Raw genomic sequence first — 16,274 nt, 5'->3', positions numbered from 1 at the left:
TAAGCAGGAGGGTAAAACGGCAGGGACAGTGCGGCGCCGTTGTGAAATCATGAATCGGGAAGATGACGACGCGGAAGAGGGCAGCCGAAGAAAGGCAATCTCTTATCGCAGAAGAAATGGAACAAGATGACCGGCAGTATAGAAAAACCCCGGCTGATCGTGGTTATGGGACCCACCGCGGTGGGTAAGACGGCCGCTGCGATCCGTCTGGCGAAGCAATGGGGTGGAGAAATCATCAGCGCGGACTCCATGCAGGTTTACCGGCATATGGACATTGGAACTGCCAAGCCCACTCCGGACCAGCAGTGCCGTGTTCCCCATCACCTGATTGATATTGTCAATCCCGATGAATCCTTCAACGCGGCGTGCTTTATGGAACGTGCCAGGGCCGTCATCGCCGAACTCCACAAGCGGGGAAAAAAGATTATCGTAGTCGGGGGTACGGGGCTTTACATCCGCGCCGTTCTGGGTGGGCTTTTCGATGGTCCGGCCGCGGATGAGGCGCTGCGCCGGCACTATTTCACAATTCTGGAACGGGAGGGAAAGGCGGGCCTTTACGGGATGTTGAAGGCCAGGGACAGACGCGCCGCGGCGATCATCCACCCCAACGATACGACCCGGATGATCCGGGCTCTCGAAGTTCTGGACCTGACCGGCGTCTCCATCGTGGAACAGCAGCAGGAACACAGATTTGCCCAAAGACCCTACCGGGTCCTGAAGATCGGTCTTCGCTGCTCCCGTTCCGTTCTGTATGAGCGTATCGAAGCACGAACGGAAGAGATGCTGGCGCAGGGATTTCTGGACGAAGTCCGGCAACTGCTGGACATGGGGTTTCATGAGGGGCTTCGACCGATGCAGGCCCTGGGCTACAGGCAGATGGTCGGGTTTTTAAAAGGAGAGCTTGATCTTGATGAAGCTGTTGACCAGTTGAAACGGGAAACAAGGCGTTATGCTAAGCGCCAGTTGACCTGGTTCGGGGCCGATCCGGAGATTCGCTGGTTCGAACCCGGGAATGAAGAGGAGATTCTGCGGTATGCGGGCCGTTTTCTGAGGGGAGAATGACCCTGGTAAGGGATCCTTCCCAATATGGGAAAACTGCAAATTTTCTTGACTTGTAAAGGGGATAAATATAATGATGCGCCTTGCGAAAGGCGCTCTCCCGGGATTTTCACTTCGAATGGCAAGGAGTCCATGCGGATGCTCGTGTTGAAGAACTGTCGGTTTCTGTTCCTGTTCCTGTTCCTTCTTTTATCCTCTTTGTCAATGCTGGTCTCCTGCGGACCGAAAACCCGTCAGGCGGTCAGTTCTCTGGACACGCCGGAACATCACTTCCTTACCGGTATGAAAATGCTCGATCAGGGCCGGTCTGGGGACGCCCAGAGGGAATTTGATCTGGCTCTTTCGTTGAATCCCGAATATTCCCGGGCCCATGTGGGCGTCGCGCTGGTCAGAGGGTCTCGGAACAATTTTTCCGGGGGGGGTGAAGCGCTGAAAAGGGCCTGGTCCCACGCAGGCAACAATGAGGATAAAGTTTTTGTTCATGTGGGTTACATCCGAGTAAACACCCTGAGCCACGCTTACTGCATGCAGGTCGGCGCCGCCTGTGAAAAGATCGACGGGGACTGGCTTGAAAAGTCACGCGGCGAGTTTGAAAAAGCCATCGAACTGGAGCCTCGGTCCGCGGCAGCCTTTTATTTCATGGGGCTTTGCTTCAAAACAGCCCTCGATCTGGATAGCGCCGAATCCATGTTTGCCCGAGTCCTTGAATTTCAATCGGAACACTTCGATGAGGCGGACAGAGAGTGGAGCCTGGTACAGAAAATCAAACGGGCCAGGCCGGGGACGGCGATGGGGAAGCAGATCGCCCTTGTCGATAAGCTGAGCCGCGCTGATGCCGCCGCCCTGCTCATGGAAGAGCTTAAGATTGATGTTCTTTACAGAAAGCGAACATCCGGGAAATCCGATACGACCTTCAAGTATCCTGAAGAGGCCGGGGAAGCAGCCGCCAAGGCTCGGCTTACAGCCGTCGACATAGCCGTCCATCCCCTGAAGGCCGATATCGAAGGCATCCTCAATCTGGGTGTTCGGGGACTGGAACTTTATCCGGATGGAACATACCGACCTGACGCGCCGGTGGATCGGGCAACGTACGCCATGATGATTGAGGATATCCTGATCAAGGCATCTGGGGACAAGGGGCTGGCCACGCGCTTTATCGGAGAGCGTTCTCCTTTCCCGGATCTGCGTTCCGATCTTCCCTATTTTAATGCCGTCATGGTGATGACCAGCCGGGGCTTTATGAAAGCCGCCGATGCGGCTTCCGGGAAATTTGTTCCTCTGGAATCGGTGACGGGCGCCGACGCCCTGCTGATCATCAGAGAGATCAGGAAGCAAATGAAGCTTTCATAAAAAATTGGAAAATATTAATGATCAGAGGGTAAGAGGCAGCCTTTGCTTATAATGAAAACCGAGGCAAGAACGAGGCCGGTCTCGGATCCTTTGAACTTTATGGAGCATTTGTAATGGACAGTGGGTCTTTGAACAAAGCGTATGAACCTCATGAAGTTGAGGCCCGATGGTATCAGTACTGGGTGGATTCCGGTTTCTTCCACGCGGAAGACGCAGGTGAAAAACCCCCTTTCTCGATCGTCATCCCCCCGCCTAATGTAACAGGAATACTCCATATGGGGCATGCCCTGAACAACACCCTGCAGGATATCATCGTCCGCTTCAAACGGATGCAGGGGTACAACACCCTCTGGATGCCGGGGATGGACCATGCCGGCATTGCCACCCAGAACGTGGTTGAAAAGGAGCTGGCCAGGGAGGGGCTGACGCGTCATGATCTCGGCCGGGAAAAGTTTATAGAACGGGTCTGGGAGTGGAAGGCGAAGTATGGAGGGGTGATCATCAATCAGTTGAAGCGGCTGGGCTGCTCCTGCGACTGGGAGAGGCAGCGCTTTACGATGGATGAAGGGCTTTCCCGGGCAGTCCGGGAAGTTTTTGTCCGCCTTTATCAGGACGATCTGATTTATCAGGGGGATTACATCGTCAACTGGTGCCCCCGCTGTCATACCGCCATCTCCGATCTGGAGGTGGAGTATAAGGAAGAAGCCGGTTCGCTCTGGAACATCCGCTATCCTCTTGCCGACGGCGGCGGCGACATTATCGTTGCGACAACCCGTCCGGAAACAATGCTGGGGGACACTGCAGTGGCCGTTCATCCCGATGATCCCCGATACAGGGACCTTGTGGGCAAGGAAGTGATCCTGCCCCTGGTGAACCGCAAGATCCCCATCATCGCCGACGACTATGTGACCATGGAATTCGGTTCCGGGGCAGTTAAGATTACCCCCTCCTCCGATCCCGCCGACTTTGCCATGGCCGAAAGACACTCTCTGAAAATTATCAACATCATGGACGGCAGCGCCGTCATCAACGAAAACGGCGGTCCCTATCAGGGGCAGGACCGCTACGAATGCCGAAAGAATATCGTGGCCGATCTGAAGGAACAGGGCTATCTCGTCAGCGTTGAGCCGTACATGCACAATGTTGGAAAATGTTACCGCTGTAAAACCGACATCGAACCTTACGTTTCCAAACAGTGGTTCGTCAGGATCAAACCCCTGGCAAAGGCGGCTATCAGCGCCGTGGTCAAGGGAAAAACCAGGATAATCCCACCGATGTGGGAGGCGACCTATTACGAGTGGATGAACAACATCCGCGACTGGTGCATCTCCCGCCAGATCTGGTGGGGGCATCGCATCCCCGTCTGGACCTGCGAATCCTGCGGCCGGATGATCGTTTCCACACAGGACCCGGATGCGTGTCCCGATTGCGGGTCCAATGAACTGCGGCAGGAAGAGGACGTTCTGGATACCTGGTTCAGCTCCGCCCTCTGGCCGTTTTCCACACTGGGCTGGCCGGACCGGACCCCTGCACTGAAGACCTTTTATCCAACCTCGCTGCTCATCACCGGTTTCGACATTCTCTTCTTCTGGGTCGCCCGGATGATGATGATGGGCAAGTACATCATGAAGGACGTTCCCTTCCGGGACGTTTATCTCCACGCCCTGGTCCGTGACGAAAAGGGAGAAAAAATGAGCAAATCCAAGGGGAACAGCATCGATCCCCTGGATATGATCGACAAGTACGGCACCGATGCCTTCCGGTTCACCCTGGCCGCCTTCTCCGCCCAGGGAAGAGACGTCCGGATGTCCGAGGAGCGCATCGAGGGTTATAAATTCTTTGTGAACAAGATCTGGAATGCCGCCCGCTTTTCCCTCATGAATCTGGAAGATTATCCAGCCGAAGGAGCAGCGGCAGGCAGGGAAGAGAAATCCCTTAAAGACCGCTGGATTTTGAGCCGGCTGCAGCGCACCACAGCCGAGGTCGTCCGCAGTCTGGACGAATACCGGTTCAATGACGCCGCCGCCGCCGTTTACTCGTTTTTCTGGCATGAGTTCTGTGACTGGTATCTGGAACTGATCAAACCCACGCTTTACGGGAAAGAGACTCCGGAAGAACGTATGGCGGCCCAGCTTACCCTGAAGGAAGTCCTGAAAAACGGTCTGAAGCTGCTCCATCCCTTCATGCCTTTCATCACGGAAGAGATCTGGCAGAAGCTCACTCAAGACGGGACGTCGATCATGGTAAGCCCCTTTCCCTCTCTGGATGAAAGTCAGATAGACGAAGTTGCCGAACGGGAGATGGGGCTGGTCATGGATGTGATCACCAGCATCCGGAACATTCGGGGTGAAATGGGGATCGCTCCCTCCAAAAAGCTTCGCGTCATCATCTCCGCTCCTCGGGTGGAGGAAAAAACCGTTATCGCCTCGGCACAGGGAGATATCATCAATCTGGCCGGTCTGGCGGAGCTTGCGATCGAGGGAGATATGGAAGAGCCCAAAGGCGTGGCAACGGGTGTCGTGGGCGCCATGCGCATCTTTGTCCTGCTGGAAGGGCTGATCAATATCGCGGAAGAAAAAGCCCGTCTGGAAAAGGAAATGGCGAAACTGGAAAAGGATCTGGCGATTGTTGCCCGGAAACTGGCGAATCGCGATTTCCTCGAGAAGGCGGCAGAGGCCGTTATCCGCAAAGAGGAGGAAAAATACAAGGCTTTGCGGGATAAAAATGTCCTGTTGAAAGCCGCGTTCAAGAAATTCCAGATCATGGAAGTGGAGTAGATTCCCTATGAATTTCCCGCTCCCGAAGCACATGCTGGACGCCCTGATCCTTTCCGCTCTGGAGGAGGATGTCGGATCGGGTGACGTGACGACTGCCGCCGTATTGAGTGGGGAGGAGAACGGTTACGCCCGGGTTGTGGCCAAATCTGAACTGGTGGTTGCCGGGATTGATATCTTTCGTCAGGTTTTTTTCGCCGTCGACGACCGGATCGCGATTGCTGTCTGTCAGCAGGACTCTCAGCAGGCCCGGAAGGGGCAGGTAGTAGCCGAGATTACCGGATCACTTGCAGGCATATTGATCGCAGAGCGGGTGGCTCTCAATTTTTTCCAGCGGATGTGCGGCATCGCAACGGCAACCCGCCAGTATGTCGAGGCCGTTGCGGGGACAAAAGCGAAGATTCTGGATACCAGAAAAACCGCTCCCGGTCTGCGCATCCTGGACAAGTATGCAGTGCGGATCGGTGGAGGCGCCAATCACCGCTTCGGCCTCAGTAACGCAGTTCTGATCAAGGACAATCATATCGAGGCGGCGGGCGGCATCGGGACAGCGGTTGCGCGGGTTCGTCAGAGGGCCTCCCATACCCTGAAAATCGAAGTGGAAGTGAAAAATTTCCAGGAATTGAACGAGGCCATTCAGGCGGGAGTCGATATCATCATGCTGGACAATATGAGCGTCCCGGACATGCGGGAGGCCGTTCTGCATGTAAATGGCAGGATCCCCCTGGAAGCGTCGGGAAACGTGACCCTGGCCACAGTCCGGCAGATTGCGGAAACGGGAGTGGATTTCATTTCCGTAGGGGCTCTGACGCATTCGGTGAAAGCGGCGGATCTTTCGTTGCTGGTGATGAATCGGGAGTGAGGCATGAGCGACAACGCGCTTCGAGTCCTGCCGACGGATTTCGATGAGGACGCTTTAAAGGAAAAACTGAAAGGCAAACGGATTGGCCGGGCTGTTTACCTTTATCCCGAAATTGATTCCACGAACAGCGCCGCGTTTCATCTGGGGCATTCCGGAGCAGGGGAAGGCACGATCGTCATCGCCGATACGCAGTTGAAGGGACGCGGCCGCCTGCATAGACCCTGGCAGTCCCCGCCCGGGCGCAATCTCTATACATCCATTCTTCTGAAACCTCCCATCGAACCCTCCGTTGCACCACAACTGACCCTGCTGGCCGGGGTGGCCGTCGCGGATCTTCTGTCATTCTACTGTCCCGGATCGGTTCGTCTCAAATGGCCTAATGACGTTCAAATCAACGGGAAAAAGGTTTGCGGGATCCTGGCGGAGATGAAGACTTCAGCACACGGGATTGATTACATCGCCATCGGCATCGGAATCAATGTGAACATACGAAATGAAGAATTTGACGAGACTTTCCGTAATCTTGCGACCTCCCTGCGTGAAGAGACGGGGCAGGTTCTGCCGCGCATGGATATCGCCGTAAGTCTTTATGATCATTTTGAAAAATGCTATACACTTTATCTGGCGGAGGGTTTTCAATCCCTCAAGGAGCGTTGGCTGATTTATGCCCGCATCTTGGGAGAACAGCTCCAGGTCATTTTCCGGGAAGAGGTCCAGAGCGGTGAAGTGGCTGGACTGGATGATTCCGGCGCATTGCTGCTCTGCGACCGGGAAGGGAAGATCACGCGCGTTATCGCTGGCGATGCGACCATTAAGAAAGGATAAAAAGACAGGTCATGCTTTTAGTTATTGATGTGGGAAATACCAATACGGTGCTCGGTGTCTTTGATGGGGAAGAACTGGTCCATGACTGGCGGATTCGAACGGTCATCGAAAATACGGTCGACGAGTATGGCATGCTCATGTACAACCTTTACAAGACAAGTAAAATCAGTTCGAAGGCCATCCAGCACATCATTATCTCCTGTGTCGTGCCGCCAATGCTGAACATCCTGGAACCGGTATGTGAGAAATATTTTCAGGTAAAGCCCCTGATCGTCGGTCCCGGGATCAAAACGGGAATGCCCATCTTTTACGATAACCCGAAGGAAGTCGGGGCGGATCGGATCGTCAACGCCGTGGCCGTCTTTGAGAAATACAAGCGGGAAGCCATCGTGGTCGATTTCGGGACGGCAACCACCTTTGACTACGTGTCTCCGCGAGGGGAATACATGGGCGGATGCATCGCCCCGGGGATCGTCATTTCCAGTGAAGCCCTCTTTACGCGCGCGTCGAAGCTGCCCCGGGTGGAATTCAGCACTCCCAAACTGATTATTGCCAAGGATACGGTGAGCAGCATGCAGGCGGGCATTATTTATGGGTATGCCGGCCTGGTGGACGGGATCGTGGCCCGCATGAAAGAGGAAATCGGTTCCAATCCCCTGGTGATTGCCACAGGAGGGCTGGCCAAGGTCGTCAAGCCGGAAACCAGGAGCATCGAAATGATCGATGATATGCTTACCCTGGAGGGACTCAGGCTTATTTATAAAAGAAACAGTTGAGCTTCGGCAACGTACATCTCTTTCCCTTGCTTCTGATCGGCCTGAATTATTCTGTATTGTTCGGCTTCCATTCTTAAATTCCTGATGGAAATGTTTAGGAACGGAAGCCGTTTTTTTTCTTTGCTGTCAGTTTCATCATTCCTTTCTGGAAATCTTCCCTTGTTATCGATATAAAAGAAAGAAAAGGCAAGCTGGCTGATTCTTTTCAAACAAACCAACCTCTAAAAAATTTAAGTCCGCCTGGCCGTGAACCCGGATGAAAAGTGCGTCCGGATCATGACCTGCGCATGCAGGGATCAGAAGGAGGTGCACAATGAATCAAAAACACCCTGGACGTTCCTCCGCGATGCCGAGACTTCGGGAAGATGTCCGGACCGGCTTGACTTCCGAGGCCATCAAAAGCGCCATTCTTGAGAATCTGTATTATGTCCAGGCGAGGATTCCCAGAATTGCAACGCAGAACGACTGGTACATGGCCCTTGCATACACGGTGCGGGACCGGATGCTTGACCGCTGGGTCCGATCAATAGCGGCGCTTCAGCGAAGCAGCCGTGCCGTCTGCTACCTTTCCGCGGAGTTCCTGCCGGGACCACACCTGGCAAACGCCATGATGAACCTCGGAATTTATGAACAGACCCGGGAAGCGGTGAAGCAGCTCGGTCTTGATCTGGATGTTCTGATTACCCAGGAGGGGGAGCCGGGGCTCGGAAACGGTGGTCTGGGCAGACTGGCCGCCTGTTTTCTCGATTCCCTCGCCACTCTGGAGGTGCCTTCAATCGGTTATGGAATTCGATATGAATTCGGCATTTTCGATCAGGAAATCCGAGATGGGTGGCAGCGTGAGATCACGGATAAGTGGCTGGCTCTGGGCAATCCCTGGGAGATCGCCCGTCCCGAGATTGCTTACTATGTGCCTTTCGGCGGCCATACCGAACCCTGTTACGACGAAAAAGGCCGCTATCGCGTCCGCTGGGTTCCGGAACGGGTCGTGAAAGGGATGGCTTATGACACCCCGATACCGGGCTACCATGTGGAGAACGTCAACATTCTGCGGCTCTGGAAGTCGGAGGCCTGTGAGTCTTTCGATTTCCAGGCCTTCAACATCGGGGATTACTATGGCGCCGTGGAGGAAAAACTCGTATCCGAGACGATTTCGAAGGTTCTCTATCCCAATGATGAGCCGACCGTGGGCAAACAACTGAGGCTTGCCCAGCAGTTCTTCTTTGTCTCCTGTTCGCTCCAGGACATGATCCGGATTCACGGGCTTGGGGGCGGCGGTCTGCCGGACACGTTCGACGAGCGATATGCGGTTCAGCTGAACGATACCCATCCTTCGATTGCCGTGGCTGAGCTGATGCGGCTCCTCGTGGATGAACACGGGATCGAATGGGAACGGGCCTGGGAAATCACGAAAAAAACCTTTGCCTACACGAACCACACACTTCTCCCCGAGGCCCTGGAAAAGTGGTCCCTGCCGCTTTTCCGGAAGATGCTTCCCCGGCACCTGGAGATTATTTTCGAGATAAACCGTCGTTTCCTCGAAGATGTCCGACTGGCATATCCCGGCGATGACGAACGACTGAGACGGCTTTCTCTTATTGATGAGACGGACGACCGCTATGTAAGAATGGCTAATCTGGCTGCTGTGGGAAGCCATGCAGTAAACGGAGTCGCGGCTCTTCATACGGAATTGTTGAAAAAAACCGTGATGAAGGATATTTTTGAGCTGTTCCCTGAAAAATTCGTGAACGTGACAAACGGCGTGACACCGCGGCGCTGGATGGTCCTCAGTAATCCGGGGATTTCCAGACTCATTACCCAGGCGGTGGGGGATGCGTGGATCTGCAACACCCAGGATGAGATCCGTCGTCTGGAAGGGTTCGCCGACGATCCGTCATTTCGGGATGCCTGGTACAGGGTGAAGCAGGAGAACAAACAAAAACTGGCGTGTCTGATCAGGGAACGCACGGGTGTCGTCGTGAATCCGCAGAGCCTGTTCGATATCCAGGTAAAAAGAATTCATGAATACAAGCGTCAGCACCTGAACGCCCTCCATATTATCTCGCAGTACATCCGGCTCAAAAGAAATCCTTCTCTGAATGTTCCGCCGCGAACGGTGATCTTTGGCGGCAAGGCCGCTCCGGGCTACTTCCTGGCCAAACTGATCATCAAGTTCATCAACTCCATTGCCGAAGTTGTCAATGGCGATCCGGAAATGGCGGACCGGCTGAAAGTCGTCTTTTTCCCCGATTTCAATGTGCAGAACGGCCAGTGGATCTATCCCGCGGCGGATATCTCGGAACAGATTTCCACAGCAGGCAAGGAAGCATCGGGCACGGGCAACATGAAGTTTTCCCTGAACGGCGCCCTCACCATAGGCACACTTGACGGGGCCAACGTCGAAATTCTTGAGGAGGTAGGATCGGAAAACTTCTTTTTATTCGGTCTCACGGCGGAAGAAATCGCTAACCTGAATATGCTGGGATATAACCCTCGTGCCTTTTATGAAAAAAACGAAGAACTCAAGGAAATCATTGAACTGATTCGTTCAGGCTTTTTTTCGAAGGGAGACGGCAGCCTCTTTCAGCCCCTCACGGATGCACTCCTTAACCGTGACGAGTATTTCCTCCTCGCTGATTACCAGTCCTACATCGACTGTCAGGGAGAGGCGGGGACGGCATACCTGGATCGGGATCGATGGATTCGAATGTCGATTCTCAACGTGTCCCGGATGGGCAGATTTTCTTCCGACCGGTCCATCCGGGAATATCTGGAAAAGATATGGAGAGTGGAACCTCTGATGGTCAACAGAGAAAAATGATGGAGTTTGAAATATCCGAGGAGGCGGACATGAGATTGACACGCCAGCAGACGCAAAACCGGACCGGCTTCGCATCGGCTGATACCAAGCAGGGATCTCCTGAGGGCGCCGATAGGAAAAAAATGCCGCCGGGCAAGGCATGGCTGTGGTTTGTCCTCATTCTAATCGTGAACTTTCTGATGGTAAGACTGTTGATTCCCGATGCGGAACAGCCGGTCATGGTGCCATATACCCTCTTCAAGGGTGAAGTCGGTAAGGGCAATGTCAAGGAAATCTTCAGCCGGGGAGACACCATCACGGGTCGATTCAAGGAAGAGATAGCTTACCAGGCTGCGGAGGAAAAGGCAGGAGATTCCCGGAAAGCATCCAAGGCGGTGACCACGTTTACGACGACAGTGCCCTCCTTCGTAGATCCGGGTCTGGAAGCCTTTCTGATCTCGAACGGGGTTGAGATCAGCGCCAAGCCGATCCACGAAGAACGCAGCCCCTGGGCGACGATTGTCTACAGCTTCGGTCCCGGACTGCTCTTCATCGCCTTTTATATCTGGCTTTTCCGACGGATGGCCCAGCAGGGCGGTCTGGGCGGCGGGATTATGGGAATCGGAAAGAGCAAGGCGCGTCGCTACGACCAGGAAGAAGGCCGGAAGGTCACTTTCGACGATGTTGCCGGTATTGATGAAGCAGAGAACGAACTGGTCGAGATTGTGGATTTTCTCAAGGATCCTCCGAAGTATACCCGTCTGGGCGGAACCGCTCCGAAAGGAGTGCTGCTGGTTGGTGCGCCGGGCACGGGAAAGACGCTGCTGGCAAAAGCAGTCGCCGGAGAGGCCGGAGTGCCGTTTTTCTCGATGAGTGCCGCGGAATTCGTGGAGATGATCGTGGGGGTCGGTGCGGCGAGGGTGCGTGACCTGTTCAAGCAGGCGCGCGAGCATGCGCCGGCGATCATCTTCATCGATGAACTGGATGCGATCGGTCGTGCGCGCGGGCAGGTGGCGATCGGGGGGGCAAGTGAGCAGGAACAGACCCTGAATCAGATTCTTACCGAGATGGACGGCTTTTCCAGCCGGGAGGGCATTATCGTGCTGGCGGCAACCAACCAGCCGGATGTTCTGGATAAAGCGCTCCTGAGGCCGGGGCGCTTCGATCGGCGCGTCGTGGTCAACCTTCCGGACAAGGTCGGGCGTGAGGCGATCTTAAAAGTCCACACCCGCAGCGTTCCCCTCGCGAAGGATGCCAGTCTGGGGGAACTTGCCGCCGCGACGCCGGGGTTTTCCGGCGCCGACCTGAGGAATCTGGTGAATGAGGCGGCACTGATGGCGGCCCGGCGGGATCAGGATGATGTCCGCGCCAGGGACTTCCTGGACGCGCTGGAAAAGATCGTGCTCGGTCCTGAACGCCCCCTTCTTCTGAGTCACGCGGACAAGGAACGCATCGCCTACCACGAAGGGGGGCATGCCATTCTTGGTCTGGTTGCGCACGGGGCCGACCGGGTGCATCGTGTAACGATCGTTCCCCGGGGACAGGCCCTCGGCGTGACCTACCAGCGGCCTGACAGCGACCGCTATAACTATACGGAAGCCTATCTGCGCGCGAAAATCGTCGGAATGCTCGGGGGACGAGCTGCCGAGGAGATTGTTTACGGCACCCGGACTACCGGGGCCGAAAGCGATATCGAGCAGGCCACTGGACTGGCTCACCGGATGGTCACACGCTGGGGGATGAGTGAGCGCCTTGGACTGATTCAGCTCGCGCCCCGTGAAAATCCATACTTGGGCGGTCCGGCCGGCTATGGCAGCGCCAGACCGTTCAGCGACGGAACCGCGGAAGCCATCGATGCCGAGGTGATCAGGATTATTGCCGAAAGTCACGAGGAGGCCAAACGGCTTCTGAGAGCATACCGCAAACAACTCGATGTCCTGGCCGAAGCCCTTGTAGCGCAGGAGACCCTCGACGAGCAGGAAATTCTCAGGATCACGGGGCTTCCGCCGGCACCAGCCCTGGACGCCGGAAAACTGCCCGTTCCTGATGGGGGAGACAAAAACGCCGAACCCTCCGTGTCCCTTCCCGGCGTTGCGGGACCATCGTGAAGGTGTGCGCCATCAGGCGCCTCACCGGGAAATTTCAAGAGAAGCGGGATTTCACAGCCGAAGGAGGCAAAAACGGAAATCCGTCATGAGACGGGTTGCGGAACTCATGGAACGATATCGGCAGGCAGCTTGTGCCGATCCGTCCGATGCGGTCAAGTAGACCTTGGAGGTGTCTAATGGGGAACCTGAACAATGTTTTCAATCCAGGCAGTGTCGCGTTAATCGGTGCAAGCGACAGGGAGGGCTCGGTGGGACGAATCATCTTCACCAACCTTCTCCAGGCAAAGGATCGAAAGATATTCCCGGTCAATCCGAAGAAAAAAGTCATACTGGGCCGGAAATGCTTTGAGAATATTGCCGACATTTCTGAACCGGTCGATCTCGCCGTTATTGCCACCCCGGCGAAGGAAGTTCCCGAACTCGTTGAGGATTGCGGCCGGGCGGGTATCGGCGGACTGGTCATTATCTCGGCTGGCTTTAAAGAGATCGGCGAGGAAGGCAGGTTACTGGAAGAGCGGATAACGGCATCGAGGAAGAAATACGGCATGCGCATCCTCGGACCGAATTGTCTGGGTTTTGTACGGCCGAATGAAGGGTTGAATGCAACCTTTCTGAAAACAAACCCGCCTCCCGGACATATTGCCTTCATCTCCCAGAGCGGGGCGCTGGGCAGTGCCATCCTTGACTGGGCGGTGAATGAGCATGTCGGGTTCAGCATGTTTGCCTCGCTCGGCGCCATGAGCGATGTGGATTTCGGTGACCTCATCGATTTTCTCGGCGAGGATCCTGACACGCGAAGCATCCTGCTCTACATGGAAGGGGTCGGCAACGCAAAGAAGTTTATGAGTGCGGCACGTGCTTTTGCAATGCGTAAACCCATCATTGTTATCAAACCGGGGAGATTTACCGAGAGTGCCCAGGCGGCCCGATCCCATACCGGCGCTATGGCCGGCGACGACGCCATCTATGAGGCGGCCTTCAAAAGGGCGGGCGTGTTGCGGGTAAAGGAAATCGCCGATCTCTTTGACTGCGCTGAAATTCTTGATTCACGGAAACTCCCCAAAGGGCCGAGACTGGCCATCGTGACCGCCGCCGGCGGACCCGGTGTCATGGCAACCGATGCACTGATCGAACTCGGGGGTGAACTTGCCAGGCTTTCTGACGAAAGCATGGAACGGCTAAACTCGATCTTGCCGCCGTTTTGGAGTAAAGGCAATCCCATCGATTTGCTGGGGGACGCGGATGCCTCCCGATATGCCCAGGCAGCTCAGATCTGTTTAAACGATTCAGGGGTGGATGGAGTCCTGGTCATCTACGTTCCCATGGATACCGCCGTGCCGGATGAAGTGGCCCAGGCTGTGATTGACACTGCAAAAGGATCATGGAAGCCGATTCTTACCGCCTTCATGGGGGCGGACAAGGTCCGGAGTGCATTGGAAAAGCTGGCGCGGAACAATATCCCGAACTATGAAACCCCTGAACAGGCGGTGAGGGCATATGTCAATATGTACCAGGATGAGATAAACCTTGAACTGCTCTATGAGACTCCTGAAGAATTGCCGGGCCGGGAAACATCCCAGGGGGACCTGAAGGATCTCATCGTGGGGGTCATGAAGGAAAAGGAGCGCCTGAAAGGTCTCATCAGTAAGGCCCTTGGTGAAGGAAGAACCCTTCTCAACGAGGATGAATCAAAAGAATTCCTCGCGGCCTACGGCATCCCCACGACGGTTCCCTCGCTTACCTCGTCTGTGGAAGAGGCGGTAACCGTTGCCGGGCAGATCGGGTATCCCGTGGTCATCAAGATTGTCTCTCCGGATATCTCGCACAAGACCGATGTCGGCGGCGTTGTGGCGGGAATCAACTCGGACGAACAACTGAGGCATGCCTATGAGGGCATGTTGAAGAGGGTTCGGGATCATGCTCCCAAGGCATTGATTGAAGGCGTCACCGTTCAGAAGATGATTGAGGACATCGATTACGAACTGATTCTGGGCTCAAAAAAGGATAAGGATTTCGGTTCGGTCATCCTCTTTGGAATGGGAGGAGTAACGGCTGAGCTGATCAGGGATTTTTCGATCGGTCTGCCTCCGCTCAATCGGACGCTGGCAAAAAGGCTGATGGAAGCTACAAAGGCGTATAAACTGATTCAGGGCTGGCGCGGCAAGCCGCCGGCCAATCTCGGGGAACTGGAAACCATCCTGGTCTATTTCTCCTATCTGATCGTTGATTTTCCGGAAATAGCGGAAATCGACATCAACCCGCTGGCCATAACCGGAGGCGTACTGTGCGCCCTGGACGCAAGGATTATCCTGGACAAGGATTATCGGCAGTCGGACGCTCCTTATCCGCACCTCGTGATCACTCCCTATCCGGCAAGTTTAGTAACGCCGTTGAAATCAGCGGATGGCGCCGAGATGGTGCTGCGGCCGATCCGGCCTGAAGACGAACCGCTGGAACGGGAACTGCTTGCAACCCTTTCCGAAGAATCCCGGCGAACAAGATTTTTCTCGTCTTTTAAAAATGTCACCCACGAGTGGCTGGTCCTGTTCTGTAATATTGACTATGACCGACACATTGCGATGGTCGCTGAAATAAAAGAAAACGGAGAAAGAAAAATTATCGGTGTTGCGAGACTCATACTGAACCCTGATTTCGACTCTGGAGAAATTGCTGTGCTGGTTCACGACAGGTTTCAGCGCAAAGGCGTTGGGGAAGAGCTGATGAAGAGCGTCATCGAGATAGGTAAATCAAAAGGGCTGAGCGAGATATACGGTGAGGTGCTGATGGAAAACGAAAAAATGCTCGGGCTCTTCAGGAAATTGGGATTCGCGACAAAGCGGCTCTCAGATGGGATCATGCGGAGCAGCCTGAAGTTGAGGCAGCTGTAAATGCTCAGGGTACGGGCAGTTGACTTTCAAGGTGAGATTCCGGAACTCAAGTAAAGATCGATTCAAAAAGTGCCACATATTTTTATACAATGCTTGCTGCCTCAGGGGAAAGAGAGGGGAAAAAGCCAAATATTTTAATCAGTGCTGTTGATCTCAAACCGATTACAGCTGCGGGAACAGGAGGGGTCGAAAGGATGGAGGTGGACATCATGAACGGAAGCGAAATTGTCCTGCATAAACCCGCACCCGATTTCGAACTTGCGGACAGTGAAGGACGTCAGATCAGGCTCTCCGGTTATCGAGGTGAAAGGCACGTCGTCCTGATTTTCAACCGCGGTTTTATTTGACCTTACTGCCGCCGGCACATGGCGCAGTTGCGTCGGGATTATCCTGATTTTGTGAAAAGAAATGCCGAGGTGGTTGCGATCGGTCCAGAAAATGCGGAGGCTTTTACGAAATGGTGGCGCGAACACGAGATGCCGTTTGTCGGATTGCCCGACCCCGATCATACCGTCTCCAAAAGATATGGCCAGCAGGTGAAACTGCTGAAACTTGGCCGTCTGCCGGCACAGCTCGTAATTGACAAGCAGGGGGTGATCCGCTTCGTGCATTATGGCAATTCCATGTCCGATATCGTGGAAAATGGGGAACTCCTCTCGCTGCTGGATCATCTGAACGATGAAGAAGGCCGGACCCGGACCGGCGGGGCATAAAGCCTTTTCCTGAACAGCTCGCCTGCTGACTGAGAGCGCGAACACGATCTGATGGATTTCAGCATGGTTTTTTCTACGGAAGAACAAGGTTTTCATTGCCGGAAGGCGTTCCCTGTGGT

At 54.8% G+C, this 16,274-nt stretch carries 11 protein-coding genes and 1 pseudogene; 11 read left to right on the top strand and 1 reads right to left on the bottom strand.

The window, feature by feature from the left end; all coding sequences use genetic code 11:
- Positions 1-126: 126 nt before the first annotated feature.
- The 6 genes from miaA to SYN_RS09265 all read left to right on the top strand — a co-directional run bounded on the left by miaA (position 127) and on the right by SYN_RS09265 (position 7,646).
- Complete coding sequence (gene miaA, locus SYN_RS09290) at positions 127-1,062, top strand: tRNA (adenosine(37)-N6)-dimethylallyltransferase MiaA (RefSeq protein WP_011417845.1); 936 nt, start codon at positions 127-129, stop codon at positions 1,060-1,062.
- Positions 1,063-1,197: 135 nt separating this feature from the next.
- Complete coding sequence (locus tag SYN_RS09285; protein ID WP_041584938.1) at positions 1,198-2,409, top strand: tetratricopeptide repeat protein; 1,212 nt, start codon at positions 1,198-1,200, stop codon at positions 2,407-2,409.
- Between the two features lie 113 nt (positions 2,410-2,522).
- Complete coding sequence (locus SYN_RS09280; protein ID WP_011417843.1) at positions 2,523-5,186, top strand: valine--tRNA ligase; 2,664 nt, start codon at positions 2,523-2,525, stop codon at positions 5,184-5,186.
- Between the two features lie 7 nt (positions 5,187-5,193).
- Complete coding sequence (gene nadC, locus SYN_RS09275; protein WP_011417842.1) at positions 5,194-6,045, top strand: carboxylating nicotinate-nucleotide diphosphorylase; 852 nt, start codon at positions 5,194-5,196, stop codon at positions 6,043-6,045.
- A 3-nt stretch (positions 6,046-6,048) separates the two neighbouring features.
- On the top strand, positions 6,049-6,870 hold the full coding sequence (locus SYN_RS09270) for a biotin--[acetyl-CoA-carboxylase] ligase (protein WP_011417841.1): 822 nt from the start codon (positions 6,049-6,051) through the stop codon (positions 6,868-6,870).
- An 11-nt stretch (positions 6,871-6,881) separates the two neighbouring features.
- Positions 6,882-7,646, top strand: a complete 765-nt coding sequence (locus SYN_RS09265; RefSeq protein ID WP_011417840.1) for a type III pantothenate kinase — start codon at positions 6,882-6,884, stop codon at positions 7,644-7,646.
- Here SYN_RS09265 and SYN_RS09260 read toward each other — a convergent pair.
- Positions 7,628-7,855: a hypothetical protein gene (locus SYN_RS09260; RefSeq protein WP_041584937.1), complete on the bottom strand. Its 228-nt coding sequence runs from the start codon at positions 7,853-7,855 to the stop codon at positions 7,628-7,630. The genes SYN_RS09265 and SYN_RS09260 overlap by 19 nt on opposite strands.
- Positions 7,856-7,959: 104 nt before the next feature.
- Between SYN_RS09260 and SYN_RS09255 the strand changes: the two genes are divergently transcribed.
- The 5 genes and pseudogenes from SYN_RS09255 to SYN_RS09235 all read left to right on the top strand — a co-directional run.
- Complete coding sequence (locus SYN_RS09255; RefSeq protein WP_011417837.1) at positions 7,960-10,467, top strand: glycogen/starch/alpha-glucan phosphorylase; 2,508 nt, start codon at positions 7,960-7,962, stop codon at positions 10,465-10,467.
- Between the two features lie 29 nt (positions 10,468-10,496).
- Positions 10,497-12,554, top strand: a complete 2,058-nt coding sequence (gene ftsH, locus SYN_RS09250; RefSeq protein WP_148202540.1) for an ATP-dependent zinc metalloprotease FtsH — start codon at positions 10,497-10,499, stop codon at positions 12,552-12,554.
- Positions 12,555-12,730: 176 nt separating this feature from the next.
- The gene (locus SYN_RS09245) at positions 12,731-15,442 is read left to right on the top strand and encodes a bifunctional acetate--CoA ligase family protein/GNAT family N-acetyltransferase (protein WP_041584936.1); all 2,712 of its coding nucleotides are present in this window, start codon (positions 12,731-12,733) and stop codon (positions 15,440-15,442) included.
- Between the two features lie 209 nt (positions 15,443-15,651).
- Entirely contained in the window at positions 15,652-15,789 is a 138-nt protein-coding gene (locus tag SYN_RS16925; protein ID WP_148202539.1) for a redoxin domain-containing protein, read from the top strand.
- Positions 15,790-15,801: 12 nt separating this feature from the next.
- Positions 15,802-16,155: pseudogene (locus SYN_RS09235) on the top strand (redoxin domain-containing protein); the annotation flags it as partial.
- Between the last annotated feature and the right edge of the window lie 119 nt (positions 16,156-16,274).

Source organism: Syntrophus aciditrophicus SB (assembly GCF_000013405.1).
Taxonomy (GTDB): domain Bacteria; phylum Desulfobacterota; class Syntrophia; order Syntrophales; family Syntrophaceae; genus Syntrophus; species Syntrophus aciditrophicus.
The sequence above is the reverse complement of the archived record's forward strand: the minus strand, read 5'-3'. Positions and strand labels throughout refer to the sequence as shown.

Coding starts and splice junctions, on each gene's coding strand:
- SYN_RS09245 (WP_041584936.1), top strand. CDS start 12,731: ATGGGGAACCTGAACAATGTTTTCAATCCAGGCAGTGTCGCGTTAATC.
- SYN_RS09265 (WP_011417840.1), top strand. CDS start 6,882: ATGCTTTTAGTTATTGATGTGGGAAATACCAATACGGTGCTCGGTGTC.
- SYN_RS09285 (WP_041584938.1), top strand. CDS start 1,198: ATGCTCGTGTTGAAGAACTGTCGGTTTCTGTTCCTGTTCCTGTTCCTT.
- SYN_RS09280 (WP_011417843.1), top strand. CDS start 2,523: ATGGACAGTGGGTCTTTGAACAAAGCGTATGAACCTCATGAAGTTGAG.
- SYN_RS09270 (WP_011417841.1), top strand. CDS start 6,049: ATGAGCGACAACGCGCTTCGAGTCCTGCCGACGGATTTCGATGAGGAC.
- ftsH (WP_148202540.1), top strand. CDS start 10,497: ATGAGATTGACACGCCAGCAGACGCAAAACCGGACCGGCTTCGCATCG.
- SYN_RS16925 (WP_148202539.1), top strand. CDS start 15,652: ATGAACGGAAGCGAAATTGTCCTGCATAAACCCGCACCCGATTTCGAA.
- nadC (WP_011417842.1), top strand. CDS start 5,194: ATGAATTTCCCGCTCCCGAAGCACATGCTGGACGCCCTGATCCTTTCC.
- SYN_RS09255 (WP_011417837.1), top strand. CDS start 7,960: ATGAATCAAAAACACCCTGGACGTTCCTCCGCGATGCCGAGACTTCGG.
- miaA (WP_011417845.1), top strand. CDS start 127: ATGACCGGCAGTATAGAAAAACCCCGGCTGATCGTGGTTATGGGACCC.